The organism is Sciscionella sediminilitoris, from assembly GCF_000737195.2.
Lineage (GTDB): Bacteria > Actinomycetota > Actinomycetes > Mycobacteriales > Pseudonocardiaceae > Sciscionella > Sciscionella sediminilitoris.
The window spans coordinates 69,184-90,372 of sequence record NZ_JALM01000053.1; the positions used below are offsets into that span (position 1 = coordinate 69,184).

Consider the following 21,189-nt stretch of genomic DNA (forward strand, 5'->3'; position numbering starts at 1 on the left):
CCCGGTGTGAGCGAGCTTGACATCGCCGCACATCAGTCAGCATAATTCGAACACCAGTTCGATAGCAACCCGATGTTCGAATCCGGCTCGCCAACACCGGTGGGCATCCGCTGAAGGGGGAGATCATGTCCGCGCCTGCCGCAGTGCCACGGGCGGGGGAGGCATCCGCTGCCCCGCTCGGGGTGACCACCCTGCGCAAGCTGCGCGGGGCCGGAGTGCGGCCGGCGAGCGAGCTCTCCACGGACCTCGCGGAGCGGCTGCTCCCGGTTCGGCCGGATCTGGCGGAGATCCTTCCGCTCGGCGGTCTGCGCAAGGGAAGTACGGTCGCGGTCCTCGGTTCGAGCTCGCTGACCCTCGCGCTGCTCGCCGAGGCCACGGCGCGGGGAAGCTGGGCGGCCGTCGTCGGGCGCCCCGATCTCGGGGTGCTCGCCGCGCACGAGCTCGGGGTGGAGCTCGCGCGGCTGGCCCTGGTGCCCGATCCGGGGCTCGAACTCGTCCCGGCTCTCGATGCGCTCTTCGACGGGTTCGACATCATCGCGCTCTCGTTCGGGTGCACCAAAGTGCGCCCGGACGCCCGGCCCGGGCTGGCGCGGAAACTGAGCGCGCGGGCACGGCAGCGCGGGGCGGTGCTGATCGTCGACGAATCCGTGCCGGGGGCGGATCCGGTCGTCCGGTGCACCGGACGCGCATGGTTCGGCGCGCGGCATGGACACGGGGCCCTGGAATACCAGCGGCTCCGGATCGAACAGGAGGGCCGCGGGCACGGCGGCGGGGCGGAGCTGTGCCTGCCACCACAGGGGGACCGGCTGCCCGAGTCCGTGGCGGAGGTGGGCTGATGGCGCGCCTGCTCACGGTCTGGGTACCGGACTGGCCGGTGGCCGCGGCGAGTGCCGCGGGCGGGATCCCGCTGGATGCGCCCGTGGCCGTGGTGCACGCGAACCGGGTGTTCGCTTGCTCGGGAACGGCACGTAAGCACGGGGTGCGGAGGGGAATGCGCCGCCGGGAGGCGCAGTCGATCTGCCCGGAGATCCGGGTCGTTCCCGACGATCAGGACCGGGACGCGCGGATGTTCGAGGCGGTCGCGGCTGAGGTGGAGCGGATCGCTCCGGGGATCGAGGTGGTGCGCCCCGGGATGGTCACGATTCCGGCGCGGGGTCCCTCGACCGCGTTCGGCGGCGAGGCGCGGGCCGCCGAGCGCATGGTCGAGCATATCGGCACCGAACTGGGCCTGGAGTGCATTTCCGGGGTCGCCGACGGGCTGTTCGCCTCCGCGATCGCCGCCATGCGAGGCGAGCTCGTCCCGCATGGCGGCTCAGCGAAGTTCCTCGCCCCGCTGCCGATCGCCGATCTGGCGATTCCACTGCGGCCGCCGCATCCGAGGCTCGACCGGGATCTGGGGAATTTCCTCGACCTGTTGTACCGCTTGGGAATCCGCACCATCGGTGAATTCGCCGCGTTGCCGGAACGGGATGTGGGCGCGCGATTCGGTACGGATGCGATCCGGCTGCACCGGATCGCCACGGGCAGGCAGCAACGGCCCGCGGTGCGCAGGGCGGTTCCCGCCAGTCTGGTGCTGAGCCAGGAATTCGATCCCGCGCTCGACCGGATCGACACCGTGGCCTTCGCCGCGCGAGGGCTCGCCGAACGGTTCAACTCCCTGCTCACCGCGCACGGCCTGGGTTGTGTGCGACTCGGGGTGCGTGCCCGCACCGCGCACGGGGAGGAATTCGCGCGTTCCTGGCGCTGCGCGGAGCCGCTCACCGAGCACGGCATCGCCGAGCGGGTGCGCTGGCAGCTGGAGGGGTGGTTGCGCCGGCGAGACGGTGCGCCCACGGCAGGCGTGTGCGCGGTGCACCTGGAACCGGAGGAAACCCTTTCCGGGAAAGACGGGCAGCTCGGCATGTGGCACGGCGCGGAGGCCGACCGGGCGAAGGAGGAACGGGCGGGGCGGGCACTCGTCCGGTTGCAGGGACTGCTCGGGCCGGACTCCGTGCACACCCCGGTCCTCCGGGGAGCCCGCGCACCGGGAGCCCGGGTGCGGCTCGTGCCCTGGGGCGAGGAGCGAGTGCCGGACACCGATCCGGATCTGCCGTGGCCGGGGCGGATTCCCGCTCCTTCCCCGGCGACCATTCCCGTCGAGCAGCTGCCGGTGACCGTGCTCGACGGCTGGGCGAACCCGGTGGGCATCAGCGCGCGCCATGAGCTCACCGCGGAACCGTGCAGCCTCGTCGTGGACGGAGCCGAACGGTTCATCAGCCGGTGGGCGGGTCCCTGGCTGCTGGACGAGCACTGGTGGCGCGCGGATCCGGCACGGGAACTGGCCAGGATTCAGGTGGTCTGTGCCGACCGGCGATCGGAGCAGGGCTTTCTGTTACTGCGCAAGGAGAAGCGCTGGATCCTCGAGGGGGTGTACGACTGATGGGCTGGGAGAATCCGCCGATCAGGTGGGGCGAGCTCGAACGGGCCTATGCCGGCGAACAACCTCAGCCGGGTGACGGGAACGACAGCCCGGCATGGACCCGGAAACGGGAGCCGTACCGGAAACCGGACGAGCAGATTTTCCTCGAGCCCACCGACAGCGCGGACGGTGACCAGACACCGCGCTACGCCGAGCTGCACTGCCACTCCAACTTCAGCTTTCTCGACGGGGCGAGCGCTCCGAGGGAACTGGTGGAGACCGCGGCGGAACTGGGCCTCGATGCCATCGCTCTCACCGATCACGACGGCATGTACGGGGTGGTCCGGTTCGCCGAAGCGGCGCGGGAACTGGGTGTCCGTACTCTCTACGGTGCCGAACTGTCCCTCGGGCTCAGCAAGCCACAAAACGGTTTCCCCGATCCCGAGGGAACGCATCTGCTGCTGCTCGCCCGGGCACAGCGCGGATATTCCGCGCTGTGCAAGGCGATCACCGAAGGGCAACTCGGCAGTGCGCGAGTCACCGATAAGCACGGAAAGCCCGAGAAGGGAAAACCCGTCTACGACCTCGAACAGCTCGCCGAGACTCTCGGCGAGGACTGCTTGGTACTCACCGGCTGCCGCAAAGGTGCGGTGCGGCAAGCCTTGAGTACCGAAGGGCCGGCCGCCGCAGCGCGGGAGCTGCGGCGGCTGGTCGCCCTTTTCGGCCGGGACAGCGTGTTCGTCGAGCTCACCGATCACGGCCTTCCGGACGACGACCGGCGCAACGATCTGCTCGCCGGGATCGCCGAGGATATCGGCTGCCCGACCGTGGCGACGGGCGCGGTGCACTACGCGACACCACAGCGGGGCAGGCTCGCCGCCGCGATGGCCGCGGTCCGTTCCCGCCGCTCGCTCGAGGAACTGGACGGCTGGCTGCCCCCGGCTCCCATGGCATATCTGCGATCCGGGGCGGAGATGCACCGCAGATTCGAGAGATATCCCGGTGCGGTGCAACGGGCCGCGCTGCTCGGGGTGGACTGCTCCTTCGATCTGCTGCTCGACTCTCCCGGACTTCCGCCGTTCTCCCATCCCGAAGGCAAGAGCGAGGAAGGGCAACTACGTGAGCGCATCCGGTGTGGCGCGGCCATCCGCTACGGCTCGGCGGCGGAGAGCCCGATGGCGCATGGCCAGATTGACCACGAACTGACGGTCATCGAGAAGTTGGGTTTTTCCGGATATTTTCTCATCGTCGACGAGATCGTCGATTTCTGTCATGAGCAGGGAATCCTGTGCCAGGGCAGGGGATCCGCGGCCAATTCCGCGGTCTGCTATGCCCTTGGTATCACCAAGGTCGACCCGGTTCGCTGGGAGCTGCTCTTCGAACGGTTCCTCGCCCCGGAGCGGGACGGGTACCCGGACATCGACCTCGACATCGAATCCGATCGGCGCGAGGAGGTGATCCAGCACGTCTACGCAGAGTACGGGAGAAACTGCGCGGCCCAGGTGGCCAATGTGATCACCTACCGATCCCGCAACGCCGTGCGCGATATGGCTCGAGCGCTCGGCTACTCCACGGGGCAGCAGGACGCGTGGAGCAAACAGATCGACCGCTGGGGCCCGCTCGCGAAGACCGCCAAGGAAGACGGCTACGACATTCCCGAGGATGTGTTCGAGCTCGCGAAACAGATCGAGGACGCACCCCGCCACCTCGGTATCCATTCCGGGGGCATGGTGCTCTGCGCGCGTCCGGTCAGCGAGGTCTGCCCGGTGGAGTGGGCCCGGATGGAGAACCGTTCGGTGCTGCAGTGGGACAAGGACGACTGCGCCACGGCGGGGCTGGTCAAATTCGACCTGCTCGGGCTCGGGATGCTCTCCGCGCTGCACTACATGATCGACCTCGTCGCGGAACACCATGGAACCGAGGTCGACCTCGCTGAGCTCGACCTCGGCGAAAAGGCCGTGTACGAGATGCTGCAGCGCGCGGATTCCGTCGGCGTGTTCCAGGTGGAGAGCCGGGCACAGATGGCGACCCTTCCCCGGCTGCACCCGGAGGAGTTCTACGACCTGGTCATCGAGGTCGCGCTGATCAGGCCCGGTCCCATCCAGGGCGGCTCGGTGCATCCCTTCATCCGCCGCAAGAACAAGAAAGGCGAAGAGTGGGACTACGACCATCCGCTGCTGGAGAACGCCCTGAAGAAGACCAAGGGGGTTCCGCTCTTCCAGGAACAGCTCATGCAGATGGCCGTCGACATCGCCGGGTTCGATGCCGCCGCGGCCGACGAACTGCGCAGGGCGATGGGCGCGAAACGGTCGACCGAGCGGATGGCGAAGCTCAAGGACCGGCTGTACGACGGGATGAAGGACAACGGGATCACCGGTGAGCTCGCCGACAAGCTCTACAACAAGCTCCTCGCGTTCGCGAACTTCGGCTTCCCGGAAAGCCACGCGCTCAGCTTCGCGCTCCTGGTCTTCGCCAGTGCCTGGTTCAAGCTGCACTATCCCGCGGCGTTCTGCGCGGCGCTGTTGCGTGCCCAGCCGATGGGGTTCTACTCGCCGCAGTCCCTGGTCACCGATGCGCGCAGGCACGGAGTCGTGGTGCGCGGGCCGGACATCAACGCGAGCGACGTCCAGGCGGACCTCGAACCCGAGGAATCCAGTACCGGGGAAAAGGCGGTGCGCACCGGGCTGGCCACGGTGCGCACCATCGGAAAGGAGGTGGCCGAGCGGATCGTGACCGAACGCCGGACCGGTGGCTGGTACCGGGACATGGCGGATTTCGCGCAGCGACTGCGGTTGCGCGCCGACCAGCTCGAAGCGCTCGCCACCGCGGGGGCGTTCGAGTGCTGCGGCACGGACCGGCGCGCTGCTCTGTGGGGAGCCGGTGCGGCGGCGCAGATCGGCCATGGTGAACTGCCGGACACCATCCCCGGGGTCCGGGCGCCCGCGCTCGCGGCGATGGAACCCATCGAACGGGCGGTCGCGGATGTCTGGGCGACCGGGCTCTCCCCGGACACCTTCCCGACCGAGTTCGTCCGCGACCAGCTGGCCGCGCGGGACGTGGTTCCGGCGAACGAACTGGCCGAGCACGCCGGTCAGCTGGTGAACATCGGGGGAGCGGTCACCCATCGGCAGCGTCCCGCGACGGCGGGCGGGGTCACGTTCATGAGCGTCGAGGACGAGACCGGGATCGCGAACGTGATCTGCACACTCCAGGTGTGGCAGCGCTACCGCAGGATCGCGCGGACCAGCCAGGGGCTGCTCATCAGGGGATTGGTCGAACACGCGGATGGGGTGACGAACCTGCTCGCCAAACACATGGAACCGCTCAACCTCAGGGTGCCCTCCACCTCGCGCGACTTTCATTAGAATGTCACAGTCATTAGAGTGCACAGTCATTAGAGATGCCCCAGTCGCGCCGAGACCGCGTTACCGTGACATCCATGGCGCTGCACACGGGAACGGCTTCGCAGACAGGGACGAACAGGCGCACGAACCGCAGCGGTGGCAGTAATCCGCTGCACGATGCGCGCCCGGATCTGGCCGCTGAACTGAGTCCGCCGCACGAGCGGCTCGCCGATGACTCGGTCGCCCCGGACACCGCGCTGCAGCTGGTCCGCGACGAGCTGATGCTCGACGGAAACGCACGGCTCAACCTGGCCACTTTCGTGACCACCTGGATGGAACCCCAGGCGCGCGAGCTGATGGCCGAGTGCGTGGACAAGAACATGATCGACAAGGACGAGTACCCGCAGACCGCCGAACTGGAGCGGCGCTGCGTGCGCATCATCGCCGACCTGTGGCACGCCCCGGATCCGGACCAGGTGATGGGGTGCTCGACCACGGGCTCCTCGGAGGCCTGCATGCTCGCCGGGATGGCGCTCAAGCGCCGCTGGGCGAAGGCAGGCGGCACCGGGCGGCCGAACCTGGTCATGGGCGCCAATGTCCAGGTGTGCTGGGAGAAATTCTGCGAGTACTGGGAGGTGGAGCCACGCCTGGTGCCGATGGAGGGGGAGCGGTTCCACCTGTCCGCCGAAGAGGCGCTGGCCCGGGTCGACGAGAACACGATCGGGGTCGTCGCCATTCTCGGGTCCACCTTCGACGGGAGTTACGAACCGGTCGCGGAGATCACCGAAGCCCTGGACGAGTATCAGCGGCGCACCGGAACCGACATCCCCGTGCACGTGGACGGTGCCTCCGGCGCGATGATCGCCCCGTTCCTCGATCCCGAGCTGGAATGGGATTTCCGGCTGCCCCGTGTCGCCTCGATCAACACCTCGGGGCACAAGTACGGGCTCGTCTACCCCGGGGTCGGCTGGGTGGTGTGGCGGGACAAGCAGGCCCTGCCGGAGGAGCTCGTGTTCAACGTGAACTACCTCGGAGGTGAGATGCCGACCTTCGCGCTGAACTTCTCCCGCCCGGGCGCCGAGGTGGTCGCGCAGTACTACACCTTCGTCCGGCTCGGCAAGCAAGGATTCCGCGCGGTACAGCAGGCAACCCGGAACGTGGCGACCGAGCTCGCCGCGCGGATCGCCGAGTTCCCCGAGTTCCGCCTGATCACCAGGGGCGATGAGCTACCCGTTTTCGCGTTCACCACGGCCCCGGATGTCGAGGCCTTCGATGTGTTCGACGTGTCGCGCAGGCTGCGGGAACGCGGCTGGCTGGTGCCCGCCTACACGTTCCCGGAGAACCGGACCGATCTCGCCGTGTTGCGCATCGTGGTGCGTAACGGATTCACGCACGATCTCGCGGACCTGCTGCTCGGCGATCTCGAACGGATCCTCCCGGACCTGCGCGAGCAACCGGGACCCAGTAAGCGGACAGGCGTGCACACGAGCTTCCATCACTGACATCACCGTCATGCTTCGCGTTTCGGGCGCGCTTCCGGTGGATCTGGCTTAGGATCACGACGTGGAGCTACCCGTGATGCCGCCGGTCAAACCGATGCTCGCCAAGGCCGTGCGCGAGCTGCCGTGCGCCCCGGGGCTGCACTACGAGCCGAAATGGGACGGGTTCCGCGGCATCGTGTTCCGCGACGGGCCGGAACTGGAACTCGGCTCCCGCAATGATCGCCCGTTGACCAGGTACTTTCCCGAGCTGGTCGAGTTGCTGGGGCCCGCATTGCCGCAGCGGTGTGTGCTCGACGGGGAGATCGTGGTGGTCACCGGGACCGGGCTGGACTTCGACACCCTGCAGAACCGGTTGCATCCGGCGGCCTCCCGGGTGCGCACCCTCGCCGAGCGGACCCCGGCGAGCTTCGTGGCCTTCGATCTGCTCGCGCTCGACGACCGGGACCTGACCGCGGCCCCGTTCACCGAACGCCGCCGCCTGCTCGAATCGGTGCTGGAGCACGCCCCGGACGGGATCCATCTGACGCCGGTCACCGAGGACCCGGAGATCGCCAGGGACTGGTTCGCCCGGTTCGAGGGCGCGGGTTTCGACGGCGTGATGGTCAAGGACGGGGCCGCGCCGTACGAGCAGGACCGCCGCACGATGTGGAAGGTGAAACACGAACGCACCGCCGACTGCGTCGTGGCGGGATTCCGCTGGCACAAGGACGGCAACGGGGTCGGTTCGCTGTTGCTCGGTCTCTACGACGAACGTGGGACGCTCAACCATGTCGGGGTGGCGAGCAGTTTCACCGCGGAGCGCCGCCGCCAGCTGGTGACCGAGCTGGAGCCGTTGCGCGCGAACGCATCCGCGGGGCATCCGTGGCGGAGCTGGCTCGATGCGGGAGACGGCAGCGCCCTGCTTCCCGGCGGGCAGAGCAGGTGGAGCGCGGGCAAGGACCTCAGCTGGGAACCGCTGCGGATCGAGCTGGTCGCCGAGGTGCGCTACGAACACCTGATGGCGGGCCGGTTCCGGCACGGCGGGCGGCTGGTGCGGTTCCGCACCGACCGGGAACCGGGCTCCTGCACCTATGCCCAGCTCGATCAGATCGCGCCGGCCGAACTCGCCGACGTGTTCGCAGTCAAGGAGCCGTGATGAGTGAATCGCTGACCATCGAGGTGGATGGCGTGGAGGTGGCCATCTCGCACCCGGACAAGGTGTTCTTCGGCGAACGCGGGGAGACCAAGCTCGATCTGGTGCGCTACTACCAGGCGGTGGCGGAACCGCTGCTGCGGACGGTGCGCGGCAGGCCACTGCTGCTGGAACGCTACCCGAACGGGGCAGGCGGGAAGTCCTGGTTCCAGAAACGGGTCCCGAAGTCCACTCCGCCCTGGTTGCAGACCACCGAGGTGGCCACGCCGAACGGAACCACCAGTGATGCCCTTGTGGCCGCGGACCTCGCGCACGTGCTGTGGGCGGTGAACCTGGGCTGCCTCGGATTCCACGTGTGGCCCTACCACGCGGACAGCCCGGAGATCACCGACGAACTGCGGATCGACCTGGATCCCTCACCAGGGGTCGGCTACGCCGAGGTGTGCGAGGCCGCGGTGCGCACCAGGGAACTGCTCGCCGAACTCGGGGTCGAGGTGCTGCTCAAGACCTCGGGATCGCGCGGACTGCACCTGTATGTGGCGCTGGAGCCGCGCTGGGACGGTTACCAGGTGCGTGCCGCGGCGGTCGCGCTCGCCCGGGAACTCGAACGCCGCCACTCGGACCTGATCACGGCGAAGTGGTGGAAAGAGGAACGCGGGAAGCGGGTCTTCGTGGACTTCAACCAGAACGCGCCGCACAAGACGGTGTTCGGTGCGTGGTGCGTGCGTCCCAAGGCCGGTGCGCCCGTCTCCACCCCGATCCGCTGGGCGGAACTGGATTCGGTCACCCCGGAGACGCTGACCATCGCCACGGTTCCGGGCAGGCTCGCCGAGCAGGGGGATCCGTGGCAGCAGCGCGATCCACAGTCGATCGAGGTGCTGCTGGAGTGGTCCGAACGGGACCTCGCGGACGGATTGATGGACGCGCCCTGGCCTCCGGTCTACCCCAAGATGCCGAACGAACCGCCCCGGGTCGCACCGAGCAGGGCGAAACAGGAAGCCGACTGACCGTTCAGATACGCGGCCACCGCTCGAGCAGGCCGCGGTCCCCGTCGACGTGCAGGTCCAGCGGATCGATCCGGTGCCACAGCGCGAGCAGCAGCTCCGACGCGGTACCGCGCATCCTGGTGACGGGGCCGGGGCGCGGCAGGTCCTTGCTGATCGACAGGTCGAGGTCGGTGAGCTCGAGGGTGATGGTCGCATCGGCGGCCAGCTCCGGGTGCACGGCGAGCCCGGTCGCGGTGAAGGCGTCGAAGTACTCCTCGATTCCGTCCCTGGCCAGCTCGGCGTGAATCGGCGCGGGCTCCGCGGTCCCGGTCGTCGCGGCATCCCAGCGGTGCACGGCGAACTCCTGGGCGCAGCGGCGGATCCAGAAGATCGCGGTGTCCGGGGACGTGGACCAGTTGGGCACCGGATCGTCCGCCGTGGCGGCACGCAGGGTGCCCAGCAGCGAATCGAGTGCGCCGTCCCAGTCCCCGGCGGCCTCGGCGGGAGTGACCGTGGGAAGCGGGGTGGTCATCGTGCTGGTTCCGGCGAACACTGCGGGCATCCAGTGCGCGAAGGCGGTGGTGTGGGCGAGCAGGTCCGCCCCGGACCATTCGGGGCAGCTGCGCACGGTCGCCTCCGGGGCGGCGCGGCACAGTCGCCCGATCTCGTGCCCGTCCCGTGCCGCATGCTCCAGAAGGGCCCCGTGGTCGAGAGTCAGCACCTATCGCACCCCGCATCCGTTGTGTGCCTTACTGTCCGGTCAGCCTAACGGGTTCATCCGGGCCGTGCGGCGAGAAACACGAATTCACGGCCGGGGCGATCCGGCGCATCGCGGACCTCGTCGACCCGGAATCCGTTCGCTCGCAGTGATTCCGCCACTTCCTCGCGTTCCCGGAAACGCAGCGTGGAATCCGAGGTGAGTACCTCGCCGTCGGCGGCGAACACCCAATGCCAGCGCAACGTCACCAGCGGGCCGCGGATGTCGAGCAGTTCGACCCAGCTGCGCACCTCGCCGACCCCGGGGATCTCGGTGACCCGGTGGGAATCCGCGCGGTTCCACGCGCGCCAGCCGCGAAACGCCGGATCCCGGGTCTCGAACACGAGCCGTCCGCCCGGGCGCAGCGCGGCGTGCACGCCCCGCAGGCTCGCCGCCCACTCGGCCGGATCCGTGATCGCCTGGGCGACGTTCCCGGTCATGGTGGCGAGATCGGCGCGCATCGCTGGCAGGGTCGTCGCGTCCCCGTGCAGCCAGCGCACCGCGTCCGCACCCGGTTTCGCGCGGGCGACCCGCAGCGAGGCCGCGGCCGGATCGACCCCGGTGACCGTATGGCCGCGTGCGGTGAGCAGCAGCGCCAGAGTGCCGGTGCCGCAACCGATGTCGAGCACGGTGTGTGCCGCGAATTCCTCGGCCATGGCGAGATAGGCGGCCAGGTCCGCGCGATCGGCTTCGAGCGCGTCGTAGATCGCCGCGAGCCGGGGGTGCTCGAAAATCGGGTCGGCCATGGCGGCGAGCCTAGGCCTTCCGGCGTGGACCACCCTGTGGTTCACTCCGGTGCGTGCTTGTCACCAGGACGTTTCTGCAGCAGCTCGCTCCGGCCGACATCGTTCCCGCGGTGGTCCCGGAGGAACCGGTGGAGATCACCCGTGTCGAGGTGCCCGCCCCGGAGTTCAGCAGGTTCCTCTATGCCACGGTCGGCGGGGCGCACTACTGGACCGACCGGCTGGACTGGTCCTGGCAGCGCTGGCAGGACTGGGTCACCCAGCCGGGATTCGAGAGCTGGGTGTGCTGGTCCGGCGGCGCGCCCGCGGGATATGCCGAGCTGCTGGGCTCACCGGGGGAACAGGGCACCGAGGTGGAGCTGGCGTATTTCGGCCTGCTTCCCGCGTTCACCGGCCGTGGGCTCGGCGGCCACCTGCTGACCACGGCGCTGCGCAGGGCGTGGTCGCTGTCCGGACGGCATCCGGATTTCCCGCCGGTGTCCCGGGTCTGGCTGCACACCTGCACGCTGGACGGGGAGCGTGCGCTGCCCAACTACAAGGCGCGCGGTCTGCATCCCTACCGCAGCGAGCAGTACGAGCGGGAACTCACCCTGCCGACCGGTCCGTGGCCGGGTGCCTTTCCCGGCGGGGACTGAACCGGCATGCTGGTGCGGTGACGACAACGGATATCCGTCTCGCGGCCGAGCTGGCGGGCCAGGCGGGGCAGCGGCTGCTCGGACTGCGCGCCGAGTCCGGACTGACCGGAGCGGAACTCGGCAAGAAGGGGGACGCGCTGGCGAACGATTTCCTGCTCGAGCGGCTGGCCGGACAGCGGGGCGCGGACACGGTGCTCTCCGAGGAGGCCAAGGACGACAGGGCGCGGCTGGCCGCGGAGCGGGTGTGGATCGTGGATCCGCTGGACGGGACGAAGGAGTACGCCAAGGGCCGTTCGGACTGGGCGGTCCATGTCGCCCTCTGGGAGGCGGGCGCGGGTATCACCGCGGCCGCGGTCGCCCAGCCCGATCTGGACACGGTGCACGCCAGCGGGCAGTCCGCGAGCGCGGCCGAGCCGCCCGCGGTGCCGCGGATCCTGGTCAGCGCGAGCCGTCCGCCGGAGTTCGCCGATGCGGTGGCCCGCGAGGTGGGCGGTGCGCTGGTGCCGATGGGCTCGGCGGGCGCGAAGACGATGGCGGTGCTGCGCGGGGAGGCGGAGATCTACGTGCACGCGGGCGGGCAGTGGGAATGGGACTCGGCCGCCCCGGTCGGGGTGGCGCTCGCCGCGGGGCTGCACGCCTCGCGGATCGACGGCGCGCCGCTGCGCTACAACCGCGAGGATCCGTATCTGCCCGATCTCGTGGTGTGCCGCCCGGAGTTCGCCGGGCGAGTGCTCGCCGCGATCGGCGCCTAGCCGGGCAGCGGACCTAGAAGACCGCGACCTGGGCGCCGCGGTCGAGCTCCTTGTAGTACCGCGCGGAGTCCTGCGGGGAGAGGTGCACGCAGCCGTGCGAGGTGGACACCAGGCTGCCCTGGTGGAAGGCGATGCCTCCGGCGGCGAAGAACACCGCGTTCTGCATCGGCTCGCCGAATTCGCCGCTGACGTGGTCGGCGTCCTTGTACTGCACGCGGAACACGCCCTTCGGGGTGGCCACGGAGTCCGCGGCGCCCTGGGTACCCGGCATCACCGGAACCGGGCCGTAGGTGATCTTGCCGTCGTGCTGCAGCCAGCTGATGCGCAGCCGCTCGTCCACGCAGGCGGCCGCGGTCGCCGGGCAACGGTTGGCCACCGCCGGATTGGGCACGGCCTGTGGTTTGGGGGCGGGCTTCGCCTGGGCCTCGGGTTCGGGGTGGTCCGCGGCCACGTTCTGGGGCGCCTCGGCCTCCGTCGAACCACTCGGCACCTGCGTGATCACCCAGACGGTCAGCGCGGTCAGCACCACCACGGCCGCGATCCACGCCGTTCTGACCGGCTTCTCCAGCACCGTACGCAAATCAGTTCACCACCTCTGCCGTGTCGAATGTACCGCGCGCGCCTGGGTTACCCCGGATGTGGCCGTGATCGAGGACACCGCACAGCGTCATTGACCGGGATGTGGGCGTAACCGGATGCTCATAGCGTAACGAACCGATGACGGGGAGGTCCGGTTGTCTGAGAATGGTCCGCGGACGAGCACGGAATTCCTGCTCGACTGCTTCGCCCAGTACGGGAACGAGATCGCCTTCGTGCACGGCGGGGACGCCGTCGGATACCGGGACCTGACCGAGCGGGTCTACCGGTTCGCGCGGGCGCTCGAGGGCCTGGGGGCGCGCGCCGGGGAGCGGATCGTGCTGCTCGGCGCGAACTCGGTGCGGATGCGCGTCACCCGGCTCGCGGCGAATCTGCTCGGCTGCACGATCAGTGAGCTCTACGCCGGACTGGCCCCGGAGGCGAAGGCGCGGATCGTGGCGGACCTCGAGGCCCGGTTCCTCGTCGTGGACGCCGGATTCGGCGCGGAGGCCGGGCGGGTGCTGGAGCACGTCTCGGTGGAGGTGCTCGGTCTGGGGGAACCGCTCGGCACGGACCTGTGCGCGCTCGCGGCCGCCGAATCGGCCGAACCGCTCGGCTCCCGGGCCCGCCCGGAGGACATCCAGCAGATCCGGCACACCGGGGGAACGACGGGGCACCCCAAGGGAATCTGCTACCGGTTCGACAACTGGCAGCCACCGGGCGAGGTGCTCGTCGAGCAGGAGGACGAGCCGTACACCCCGCGCCAGCTGGTGTGCACCACGCTCGCGCACGCGGCGGGCGGGCTCGCCGACCGGACCCTGTCCGAGGGAGGCGTCGTCTTCGCACACGACGGCTTCGACGCGGGCGAGGTGCTGGCGACGATCGAGCGCGAGCGGATCACCGATCTGTTCCTGCTTCCGCCGCTGATCTACCGGCTGCTCGATCACCCCGATATCGGGCGCACCGACCTGTCCAGCCTGCGCCGGATCCTGTACGGCGGCTGCAAGGCGGACCCGACGAGGATGGCCGCCGCGGTGCGGGTGTTCGGGCCGGTCTTCACGCAGTTCTACGGGCAGACCGAGGCCGGACTGGTCAGCATGCTCGGCAAGGAGGAACACACCAGGCCCGAGCTGCTGGCCACCGCGGGCAAGGTGTCCGCGGACGTCGAGCTGCGGATCCTGGACGAACGGCAGAACCCGGTGCCCGAAGGGAAACGCGGCGAGCTGTGGGTGCGCACCGGGCACGAGATGGCCGGGTACTGGCGGAACCCGGAGCTGACCGCGCAGACCATCGTGGACGGCTGGGTGCGCACCGGGGACGTCGGTTATCTCGACGCCGAGGGGTATCTGCACGTGGTCGACCGGGTCAAGGACATGATCGTCGTGGTCGGCGGGCACGTGTACTGCAGCGAGATCGAGAGCCTGCTGCTCTCCAGTCCCGGCGTGCGCGCGGCCACCGTGTTCGGCACCCCGGATCCGGACGGCGCGGAACTGGTCAACGCCGCCGTGGTCGCCGATGAGCAGGTGTCCGGGGACGAGCTCATCGAGCTCGTAGTGCGGCACAAGGGCACGATGTACCGCCCGGCCAGGGTGCGGTTGCTCGACGAGATTCCGCTCACCGACGTCGGCAAGCCGGACAAGAACGCGCTCCGCGAACAGCTGTTGACCTCAACATAGGTTCAGGTTCTACGGTGCGGTCATGACACGTTCCGAGCTCGCAAGCATGATCGACACCGCCGACCGGGACAGCGCCCGCGCGGACGCGGCGCGCCTGGAGGAACTCGGCTACGGGACCATCTGGGTCAGCGGCGGGCAGCTGCAGGCCGGACTGGAACCGCTCACCCGGCTGCTCGAGGCGACCGAACGGATCCGGGTCGGCAGCGCGGTGGCCATGGTGGAACTGCATCCGGCGGCCGCGCTCGCCGAGCGGTACGCCGCGGCCCCGGACCGCATGGTGGCGGGCATCGGCGGTGGGCACGGCCCGCATCCGCTGCGCACGCTGAACGCCTACCTGGACGAGCTGGACGGCACCGCGCCGGTCCCGGAGCGGGACCGGATCCTCGCCGCGCTCGGGCCACGCAAGCTGGACCTGGCCGCGCGGCGCTCCGCGGGTGCGCTCACCACGTTGAACACCCCCGAGTACACCGCATGGGCACGGGACCGGCTCGGCACCGGCGCCACGCTCATCGTGCAGCAGCTCGCCGCGATCGGGCTCGAACCGGACCAGGCACGGGAACGGGCGCGCGAACCGCTGCGGTTCCTGTCCGGGATCACCGGATACCCGGAGAACTTCGCGCGCATGGGATTCACCGAACGCGAGATCACCGGGCTCGAGGACAGCCTGGTCGATCGCCTGGTCGCGCACGGGGACGTGGACACGGTGGCCGAACGGATGCGCGCGCACCTGGACGCGGGCGCGGACCAGGTCATATACAGCGGACTCGGCCCCGATCCCGAGCGGCACGAGCACTGGCGGCAGCTGATCGAGCGGCTGTAGGAATCACCTCGGGGCTACGGGGCGCCAGCGGCCGATCACCGGTCGGGAATACTGACCGGCATGCACTTCCTCGGCCACTCCACGATCAGGATGCGGCTCGGCGGTCACGTGGTGCTCAGCGATCCGGTGCTCACCGCGACCGTGGGCGGGCTCCGCAGGGTCATCCCGCCGCCGGATCCGCGGCTGTGGCGGGACGCGGAACTGGTGCTGATCTCGCACCTGCACGGGGATCACCTGCACCTGCCCTCGCTGCGGCTGCTCGATCCCGGCGTCCGGATCGTGGTCCCGCACGGCGCAGGGGAGTGGCTGCGGCACAAGGGCTTCCGCGCGGTCACCGAACTCGGGGTCGGCGAGCGGATCGAGCACGGCGGGCTCACCGTGACCGGGGTGCGCGCGGTGCACTCCGGTCACCGCTGGGGACCGCGGTGCACGGCGGGCCCGGACGCGCCCGCGCTCGGGCACCTGCTCGAGGCCGATGGGGAGCGGATCTACCTGGCCGGGGACACCGATCTGTATCCGGAGATGGCCGAGCTCGCCCCGGTGCACACCGCGGCGCTGCCGGTCTGGGGCTGGGGCCCGAACCTGGGACCGGGGCACCTGGATCCGGAACGCGCCGCGCGGGCCGCGGAGCTGCTGCGCGCCCGGTGCGCGGTCCCGGTGCACTGGGGCACGCTCGCGGTGCCACTGCTGGCCCGCACCGCGCGAATGCGCAGGCTGCTGGTGGATCCGCCGCGCCGGTTCGCCGCCGCGGTCGCCGAGGCGGGCCTGCGCACCAGGGTGCTGCTCACCGAGCCAGGTGCGGAGGTGGCCGGGTGAACATCGGCTGGACGGACATGTCCGCGATCGGGTACCCGACGCTGTTCCTGGGCGTGCTGCTCGGTTCGATCGTGCCCATCGTGCCCACCGGGGCGGTGGTGGGTGCCGCGGCCGCGGTCGCGATGACCACCCCGCACCTTTCCCTGCCGCTGGTGCTGCTGATCGCCACGGTGGCCGCGATGCTCGGCGATGTGCTCACCTACGCCATCGCGCGGCTGGGCAGTGAGGCCGCGGTGCGGTGGTTCGCGCGCGGTGAGCGCCCGGAGCGGCTGGAGAACATGCGCGAACGGCTCGGCAACCGCGGCTGGCAGCTGATCGTGGTCGGACGCCTGGTTCCGGCCGGGCGCATCCCGGTGCTGCTCGCCGCGGGAGCGGTGGCCTATCCGTGGCGCCGGCTGCTGCCCTCGGTGTTCGCCGCCTGCCTGCTGTGGGCGGTCGCCTACGCGCTGCTCGGCGTGCTCAGCGGGGGACTGTTCGACTCGCCGCTGATCGCCACGCTGCTCGCGGCCGCGCTCGTACTCGTGGTGACGGTGGGGCTGAACCTGATCGCGCGCCATCGCAGGAGAAAGGGGAAGGACATGACCACGCACGGACCGGGCAGGCTGGTGCGCGGCGGACGGCATTCCGCGCGCGTGCTCCTGGTGTGGGCCGCCGTGATCGGCACCTTGTACGGGCTCGACGTGCTGCTGCCCGGCTTCTCGATGACCTCCTGGTGGCAACCGGTGGTCTGTGCGCTGCTGCTCGGCCTGCTCACCAGCGTGGTGTGGCCGCTGGTGCTGCGGGTGGCGCTGCCGCTGGCCCTTTTCACCCTCGGTATCGGCAGCTACCTGCTGCTCGGCGCTGCGACGCTCGCCCTGTTCACCCTGGTCCCCGGGGTGCGCATCGACGGGCTGCGCACCGGGGTGTTCCTGGTCCTCGGGGTCACCCTGATCACCGCGGTGGTCTCCAGCCTGCTCTCGGTGGACCAGGACGAGCTCTACTTCCGCCGCGCGGCCCGGCGCAGCAAGCGCGGTCCGGATCTGGGCCGGGTGCCGCCCGGGGTGATCTTCCTGCAGGTCGACGGGCTCGGCTACGACGTGGCACGGCGCGCGATCCGGGACGGGGACATGCCGACCCTGGCCCGCTGGCTCGCCGAGGACAGCCACACGCTGCGGCGCTGGCAGACCGACTGGAGCTCGCAGACCGGGGCCAGCGTGTGCGGGATCCTGCACGGTTCGAACGAGAACATCCTCGGATTCCGCTGGTACGAAAAGGATCGCGACCACGTGATGGGCTGCGCGCACCCGGCGGACGCGGTGGAGATCGAGCGCCGCCACTCCGACGGTCGCGGGCTGCTCGCCGAGGGCGGGGCCAGCCACGGCAACCTGTTCACCGGGGACGCGCCGCACGTGAGCTTCACGCTGAGCGCGATCTCGGTGCTGTTGCCCAGGAAACTGCGCGGGCACCGCACCGACCGGATGGGATCGGGCTACTACTCCTACTTCGCGAACCCGGCGAACGCGGTGCGCACCTTCTTCGGCTACTTCGCCGAGGTCGGCAGGGAGATCATCGCCTCGACGAGGCAGCGCCGCGCGGATGTGCGGCCCAGGGTGCACCGCGGCGGGTTCTATCCCTTTGCCAGGGCCGGGGCCACCGTCATCGCCCGGGATGTCGTGGTGCACGCGATCCTCGACGACATGCTCGCCGGTCGTCCCGTGGTGTACGCCGACCTGCTCGGCTACGACGAGGTCGCGCACCACTCCGGGATCGAGCGGCACGACAGCCTCGCGGTGCTGCGCGAGATCGACCGGCACATCGGGCGGCTCTACCGGGCGAGCAAGCTCGGGCCGCGGCCGTACCACCTCGTGGTGCTCTCCGATCACGGGCAGACCCAGGGGCAGCACTTCGCCGAACGCTTCGGCGAGCCGGTCGAGGAGTTCGTCGGCCGGTGCGCGGGCGGTCAGGAAGGCGGCAGGCCGGACGGTCCGGTGTCGAGCAGGCTGCGCGAACGGGCCCGCGATCGCGGGCACATCGAGCACAGCCATCCGGATGCGCCCGGTGCGGTGCGCCGGGTCGCGCCCGGCGTGGTGGCCTGCGCCTCCGGGCACATGGCCATGGTCTCGTTCACCGAATTCGACGGCCGGGTCCCGATGGAGACCATCGAGGCCGAGTACCCCAAGCTGCTTCCCGCGCTCGTGGACCATCCCGGGATCGGCTTCGTCCTGGTGCGCAGCAGCGAACACGGTCCCGTAGTGCTGGGCCGGGACGGGGCGCACCGGCTGGCCACCGGCGTGGTGCTCGGCAGCGATCCGCTCGCCGAGTACGGCGAGCACGCCCCGGAACTGGTCCGCAGGGTCGACGGGTTCGACAACTGCGCGGACATCATGATCAACAGCCGGTACGACCCGGAGACCGATGACGCGCCGCCGTTCGAACCGCACGTCGGTTCGCACGGCGGTCTCGGCGGCCCGCAGGAGGGTGGATTCCTGGTGTATCCCAAGGAGTTCACCGTCTCCGGGGAACTGGTCGGCGCGGAATCGCTGCACCGGTTGTTCCGCTCCTGGATCGACGGGCTCGGTCACCCGGCCCCCGTCGAGGAGCAGGAGCGGGCCGAGGCGCGCGTGGCCGGTTAGTTCCCGTCCGCTCCGGGCCGGGTCACGCCGCCAGACCGGCGAGCGCGGTGCCGGTCTCCGTGGCCAGCGCGTGGCTCCGGGTGCGCAGTTGTACGGCCTTCTCGCGCAGGTGGGCCATCGCCGGGCTGTGCTCGGCGAGTGTCAGCTCGGTCTCGATGAGGGTGACATCCGCGCCGAACACCTCGCCGCCGAAGGTGTGCAGCAGGAACGGAACGGAGTGGTCCCAGCCCTCCTGGGGCGCACCCGGCGAAGCGCCGCCGCCCCTGGAGACCACGAGCACCACGGACTTGCCGGTCAGCGGGTAGGTCCGGGGTGCGAACCGGGGGTCGGTCCAGAGCATGTCGATCCAGCACTTGAGGTGACCCGAAGGGCCCCAGTTGTACAGCGGGGCACCGATGACGATCACATCCGCGGCGAGCAGCTCCCCGGCGAGCGTGGCCGCGAGATCGACGGCGGTCTGCTGCTGCGGGGTGGGCTCCGCGGTCTCCCGGGCGGCAAGGGCGTCGGTCCAGGTGGCGGGGGACAGTGGTGTCGTGGTGAGGTCGCGCCGGTCGACCCGGCCGCCGGGCAGGGCCGCGGACCACGCGCGCTCGAACTCGTCGGTGATCTCCCGCGTCACGGACCGGTCGCCCTGGATGCTGCTGTCGATGCGGTACAGAGTGTTCATGCTCGCTCCCCGGTGGCCAATAAAGTACGGTTACGTATCTTATTTTCCACGATAACTCGCCGCGATAGGATACGCAAGTGAATCTTAAAGCTGGTGGTCAGACGCGCAGGCGCGGCGCCGCGCTCGAGCAGGCGATTCTCGACGCCGCCTGGGAGGTGCTCGCCGAGCAGGGATACCCGGGCTTCACCTACGAGGCCGTCGCCGCCCGGGCCGGGACGAGCCGTCCCGTGCTCTACCGCCGCTGGCCGCAGCACGAGGACCTGTTGCTGGCCACGGTGCGCAGATTCTGGTCATCGCAACCGATCGAGCTACCCGACACCGGGAACCTCCGCGCGGACGCGATCGGTTTCCTGCGCAACGCCGATGTCGGGCGCACTCGCATGCTCACCCTGCTCAGCGTGCAGATCACGGACTACTTCCGGGAGACCGGTATGAGCCTCGGCGAGCTGCGGGACACCATCGGTCCCGCGGACCAGCCGCCCCCGTTCGACACGATCCTGGCCCGCGCGGTCGAGCGTGGCGAACTCGCCGAACCGCCGCGCTCGCCACGAGTGGCGAGCCTGCCGTTCGACCTCTACCGGCACGAGGTTTTCCTGTCCATGAAGCCGGTGCCGGAGGACGTGATCGAGGAAATCGTCGACGAGGTGTGGCTGCCGCTGCTGGGTGTGGGCTGAGTCAGCGCGCCATCCGGGCGTGCACCCCGCGCAGGGCTTCGTAGGCCTCCCGGTACACCGCGAACAGTTCGCCGTAGCGCCGGGCGAGCCCGGGATCGGGTTCGAGCACCGCGCCCGCGCGGTCGAAACCGGCGGCGCGTTCCCAGGGATCGACGCCCTCGTGCGCGGCCGCGGCGAGTGCGGCGGCCCCGTGCACGCTCGTGTCCGCGGTGTCCACCCCGCGCATCCTGGACTGGGTGACATCGGCGAGGATCCGGCGCCACAGCGGGCTCCGGGTGCCGCCGCCGCACAGCACGAGTTCCCCGACCGGGGTGACCGCGCGCACCGCGTCGAGGATGTCGCGCACCGAATAGGCCACCCCTTCGAGTACCGCCCTGCTCAGTTCGGCGAACCCGGTTCCCGCGTGCACTCCGGTGAACCAGGCGCGCACCTCGCTGTCCCACAGTGGCGCGCGTTCGCCGAGCAGATGCGGGGCGAAGACCACCCCGCCGGATCCCGGTTCGGCCCGTTCGGCCGCGGCGAGCACATCCTCGGCCGAGTGCCCGCTGGCGCGCGCCCACCAGCGCAGCGAGTCGCCTCCGGACTGGGTCGGCCCGGCGTGCACCACCCGGCCGCGATAGGGCGGGAAGGTCACCAGCCCGGGAACCTCGACCGGGCCCGAGCTCAGTGCCCCGGCCACCGCGGTGGTGCCGAGGATGACGAAGCCTGTTCCCGGGGCGCTCAGCCCGGCGCCGAGCACATCGCAGTAGGCGTCCATGGTCCCGGTGGCCACGGTCGCGCCCGCCGGAATACCGTGCCAGTCCACGCGCAGTTCGCCGAGCGGTTCGTGCGGGGCCCGCAGTGGGGGAAGGCGTTCGCGCAGCCCGTCGGCCCGGTCCACCACCGGCAGGTACCCGCCGCCCGGATCGGTGATCTTGACCGAGGCGAGCGGATCACTGCCGATCACCCCGGTGAGCCAGGCGTTCACGTAGTCCTTGGGCAGCAGCAGCCAGCGTGCCCGCGCCCAGTGCTCCGGTTCCGTGCGGGCGAGCAGGCGCGCGCGGGGCACCGGGCTGGAGGCGTCCAGGCCGAGCTCGGCTGCCTCGGCGGCCGCGCGCAC

Annotated in this window: 18 protein-coding genes; 13 read left to right on the forward strand and 5 right to left on the reverse strand. The window is 70.2% G+C overall.

The genetic code is table 11. The annotated features are described in order from the left end of the window. Nucleotides 1–125: 125 nt before the first annotated feature. The 6 genes from AD72_RS21470 to ligD all read left to right on the forward strand — a co-directional run bounded on the left by AD72_RS21470 (nt 126) and on the right by ligD (nt 9,383). On the forward strand, nt 126–836 hold the full coding sequence (locus AD72_RS21470; RefSeq protein ID WP_156365312.1) for a hypothetical protein: 711 nt from the start codon (nt 126–128) through the stop codon (nt 834–836). Further along, a complete protein-coding gene (locus tag AD72_RS21475) occupies nt 836–2,419 on the forward strand; it encodes a DNA polymerase Y family protein (protein WP_031468339.1) in 1,584 nt (527 codons plus the stop codon). Before AD72_RS21470 ends, AD72_RS21475 begins: the two co-directional genes overlap by 1 nt. Beyond that, complete coding sequence (locus tag AD72_RS21480; RefSeq protein WP_031468340.1) at nt 2,419–5,763, forward strand: error-prone DNA polymerase; 3,345 nt, start codon at nt 2,419–2,421, stop codon at nt 5,761–5,763. The genes AD72_RS21475 and AD72_RS21480 overlap by 1 nt, the downstream gene beginning before the upstream one ends. Nucleotides 5,764–5,837: 74 nt before the next feature. Next, on the forward strand, nt 5,838–7,244 hold the full coding sequence (gad, locus tag AD72_RS21485; protein WP_031468341.1) for a glutamate decarboxylase: 1,407 nt from the start codon (nt 5,838–5,840) through the stop codon (nt 7,242–7,244). Between the two features lie 61 nt (nt 7,245–7,305). After that, nucleotides 7,306–8,379 (forward strand): ATP-dependent DNA ligase, encoded by a 1,074-nt coding sequence (locus AD72_RS21490; RefSeq protein ID WP_197285037.1) that lies wholly within the window; start codon nt 7,306–7,308, stop codon nt 8,377–8,379. Then, nucleotides 8,379–9,383, forward strand: coding sequence for a non-homologous end-joining DNA ligase (gene ligD, locus AD72_RS21495; RefSeq protein ID WP_031468343.1), 1,005 nt, complete (start codon nt 8,379–8,381; stop codon nt 9,381–9,383). The genes AD72_RS21490 and ligD overlap by 1 nt, the downstream gene beginning before the upstream one ends. A 4-nt stretch (nt 9,384–9,387) precedes the next feature. Here ligD and AD72_RS21500 read toward each other — a convergent pair whose 3' ends face one another. After that, a complete protein-coding gene (locus tag AD72_RS21500) occupies nt 9,388–10,083 on the reverse strand; it encodes a maleylpyruvate isomerase N-terminal domain-containing protein (protein ID WP_031468344.1) in 696 nt (231 codons plus the stop codon). Between the two features lie 53 nt (nt 10,084–10,136). After that, nucleotides 10,137–10,865 carry a class I SAM-dependent methyltransferase gene (locus AD72_RS21505; protein WP_031468345.1) on the reverse strand — a complete coding sequence of 243 codons (729 nt, stop codon included), beginning with the start codon at nt 10,863–10,865 and terminating at the stop codon, nt 10,137–10,139. A 53-nt stretch (nt 10,866–10,918) separates the two neighbouring features. Between AD72_RS21505 and AD72_RS21510 the strand changes: the two genes are divergently transcribed. Together AD72_RS21510 and AD72_RS21515 are read left to right on the forward strand one after the other, a co-directional pair. Continuing rightward, a complete protein-coding gene (locus AD72_RS21510) occupies nt 10,919–11,497 on the forward strand; it encodes a GNAT family N-acetyltransferase (protein ID WP_031468346.1) in 579 nt (192 codons plus the stop codon). Nucleotides 11,498–11,514: 17 nt separating this feature from the next. Next, the gene (locus tag AD72_RS21515) at nt 11,515–12,249 is read left to right on the forward strand and encodes a 3'(2'),5'-bisphosphate nucleotidase CysQ (protein WP_031468347.1); all 735 of its coding nucleotides are present in this window, start codon (nt 11,515–11,517) and stop codon (nt 12,247–12,249) included. 13 nt (nt 12,250–12,262) lie between these two features. Here the strand turns inward: AD72_RS21515 and AD72_RS21520 are convergent, their stop codons facing one another. After that, a complete protein-coding gene (locus tag AD72_RS21520; protein WP_037346817.1) occupies nt 12,263–12,820 on the reverse strand; it encodes a L,D-transpeptidase family protein in 558 nt (185 codons plus the stop codon). A gap of 163 nt (nt 12,821–12,983) precedes the next feature. Between AD72_RS21520 and AD72_RS21525 the strand changes: the two genes are divergently transcribed. Genes AD72_RS21525 through AD72_RS21540 form a run of 4 tightly spaced genes read left to right on the forward strand, consistent with a single transcriptional unit; the run spans nt 12,984 to nt 18,749 of the window. Beyond that, entirely contained in the window at nt 12,984–14,501 is a 1,518-nt protein-coding gene (locus tag AD72_RS21525; protein ID WP_051898852.1) for an AMP-binding protein, read from the forward strand. 22 nt (nt 14,502–14,523) lie between these two features. Continuing rightward, entirely contained in the window at nt 14,524–15,321 is a 798-nt protein-coding gene (locus AD72_RS21530) for a TIGR03620 family F420-dependent LLM class oxidoreductase (protein WP_031468350.1), read from the forward strand. 60 nt (nt 15,322–15,381) lie between these two features. Next, a complete protein-coding gene (locus AD72_RS21535; protein ID WP_031468351.1) occupies nt 15,382–16,137 on the forward strand; it encodes an MBL fold metallo-hydrolase in 756 nt (251 codons plus the stop codon). Further along, a complete protein-coding gene (locus AD72_RS21540) occupies nt 16,134–18,749 on the forward strand; it encodes a VTT domain-containing protein (protein ID WP_082469079.1) in 2,616 nt (871 codons plus the stop codon). Before AD72_RS21535 ends, AD72_RS21540 begins: the two co-directional genes overlap by 4 nt. A gap of 22 nt (nt 18,750–18,771) precedes the next feature. On the opposite strand, the gene AD72_RS21545 is transcribed toward AD72_RS21540, so the two are convergent. Continuing rightward, complete coding sequence (locus AD72_RS21545) at nt 18,772–19,416, reverse strand: FMN-dependent NADH-azoreductase (protein ID WP_031468353.1); 645 nt, start codon at nt 19,414–19,416, stop codon at nt 18,772–18,774. A gap of 77 nt (nt 19,417–19,493) precedes the next feature. Here AD72_RS21545 and AD72_RS21550 point away from each other — a divergent pair, with 77 nt between their 5' ends. Beyond that, complete coding sequence (locus tag AD72_RS21550; protein WP_031468354.1) at nt 19,494–20,090, forward strand: TetR/AcrR family transcriptional regulator; 597 nt, start codon at nt 19,494–19,496, stop codon at nt 20,088–20,090. Nucleotide 20,091: 1 nt separating this feature from the next. Here AD72_RS21550 and AD72_RS21555 read toward each other — a convergent pair. Continuing rightward, on the reverse strand, nt 20,092–21,189 hold a 1,098-nt coding region (locus AD72_RS21555; RefSeq protein ID WP_031468355.1), incomplete at its 5' end, for a xylulokinase.

Excerpts from the sequence above, each read along its gene's own strand:
- AD72_RS21470 (WP_156365312.1), top strand. The coding sequence starts at position 126 with ATGTCCGCGCCTGCCGCAGTGCCACGGGCGGGGGAGGCATCCGCTGCC.
- AD72_RS21475 (WP_031468339.1), top strand. The coding sequence starts at position 836 with ATGGCGCGCCTGCTCACGGTCTGGGTACCGGACTGGCCGGTGGCCGCG.
- AD72_RS21480 (WP_031468340.1), top strand. The coding sequence starts at position 2,419 with ATGGGCTGGGAGAATCCGCCGATCAGGTGGGGCGAGCTCGAACGGGCC.
- gad (WP_031468341.1), top strand. The coding sequence starts at position 5,838 with ATGGCGCTGCACACGGGAACGGCTTCGCAGACAGGGACGAACAGGCGC.
- ligD (WP_031468343.1), top strand. The coding sequence starts at position 8,379 with ATGAGTGAATCGCTGACCATCGAGGTGGATGGCGTGGAGGTGGCCATC.
- AD72_RS21505 (WP_031468345.1), bottom strand. The coding sequence starts at position 10,865 with ATGGCCGACCCGATTTTCGAGCACCCCCGGCTCGCGGCGATCTACGAC.
- AD72_RS21530 (WP_031468350.1), top strand. The coding sequence starts at position 14,524 with ATGACACGTTCCGAGCTCGCAAGCATGATCGACACCGCCGACCGGGAC.
- AD72_RS21535 (WP_031468351.1), top strand. The coding sequence starts at position 15,382 with ATGCACTTCCTCGGCCACTCCACGATCAGGATGCGGCTCGGCGGTCAC.
- AD72_RS21545 (WP_031468353.1), bottom strand. The coding sequence starts at position 19,416 with ATGAACACTCTGTACCGCATCGACAGCAGCATCCAGGGCGACCGGTCC.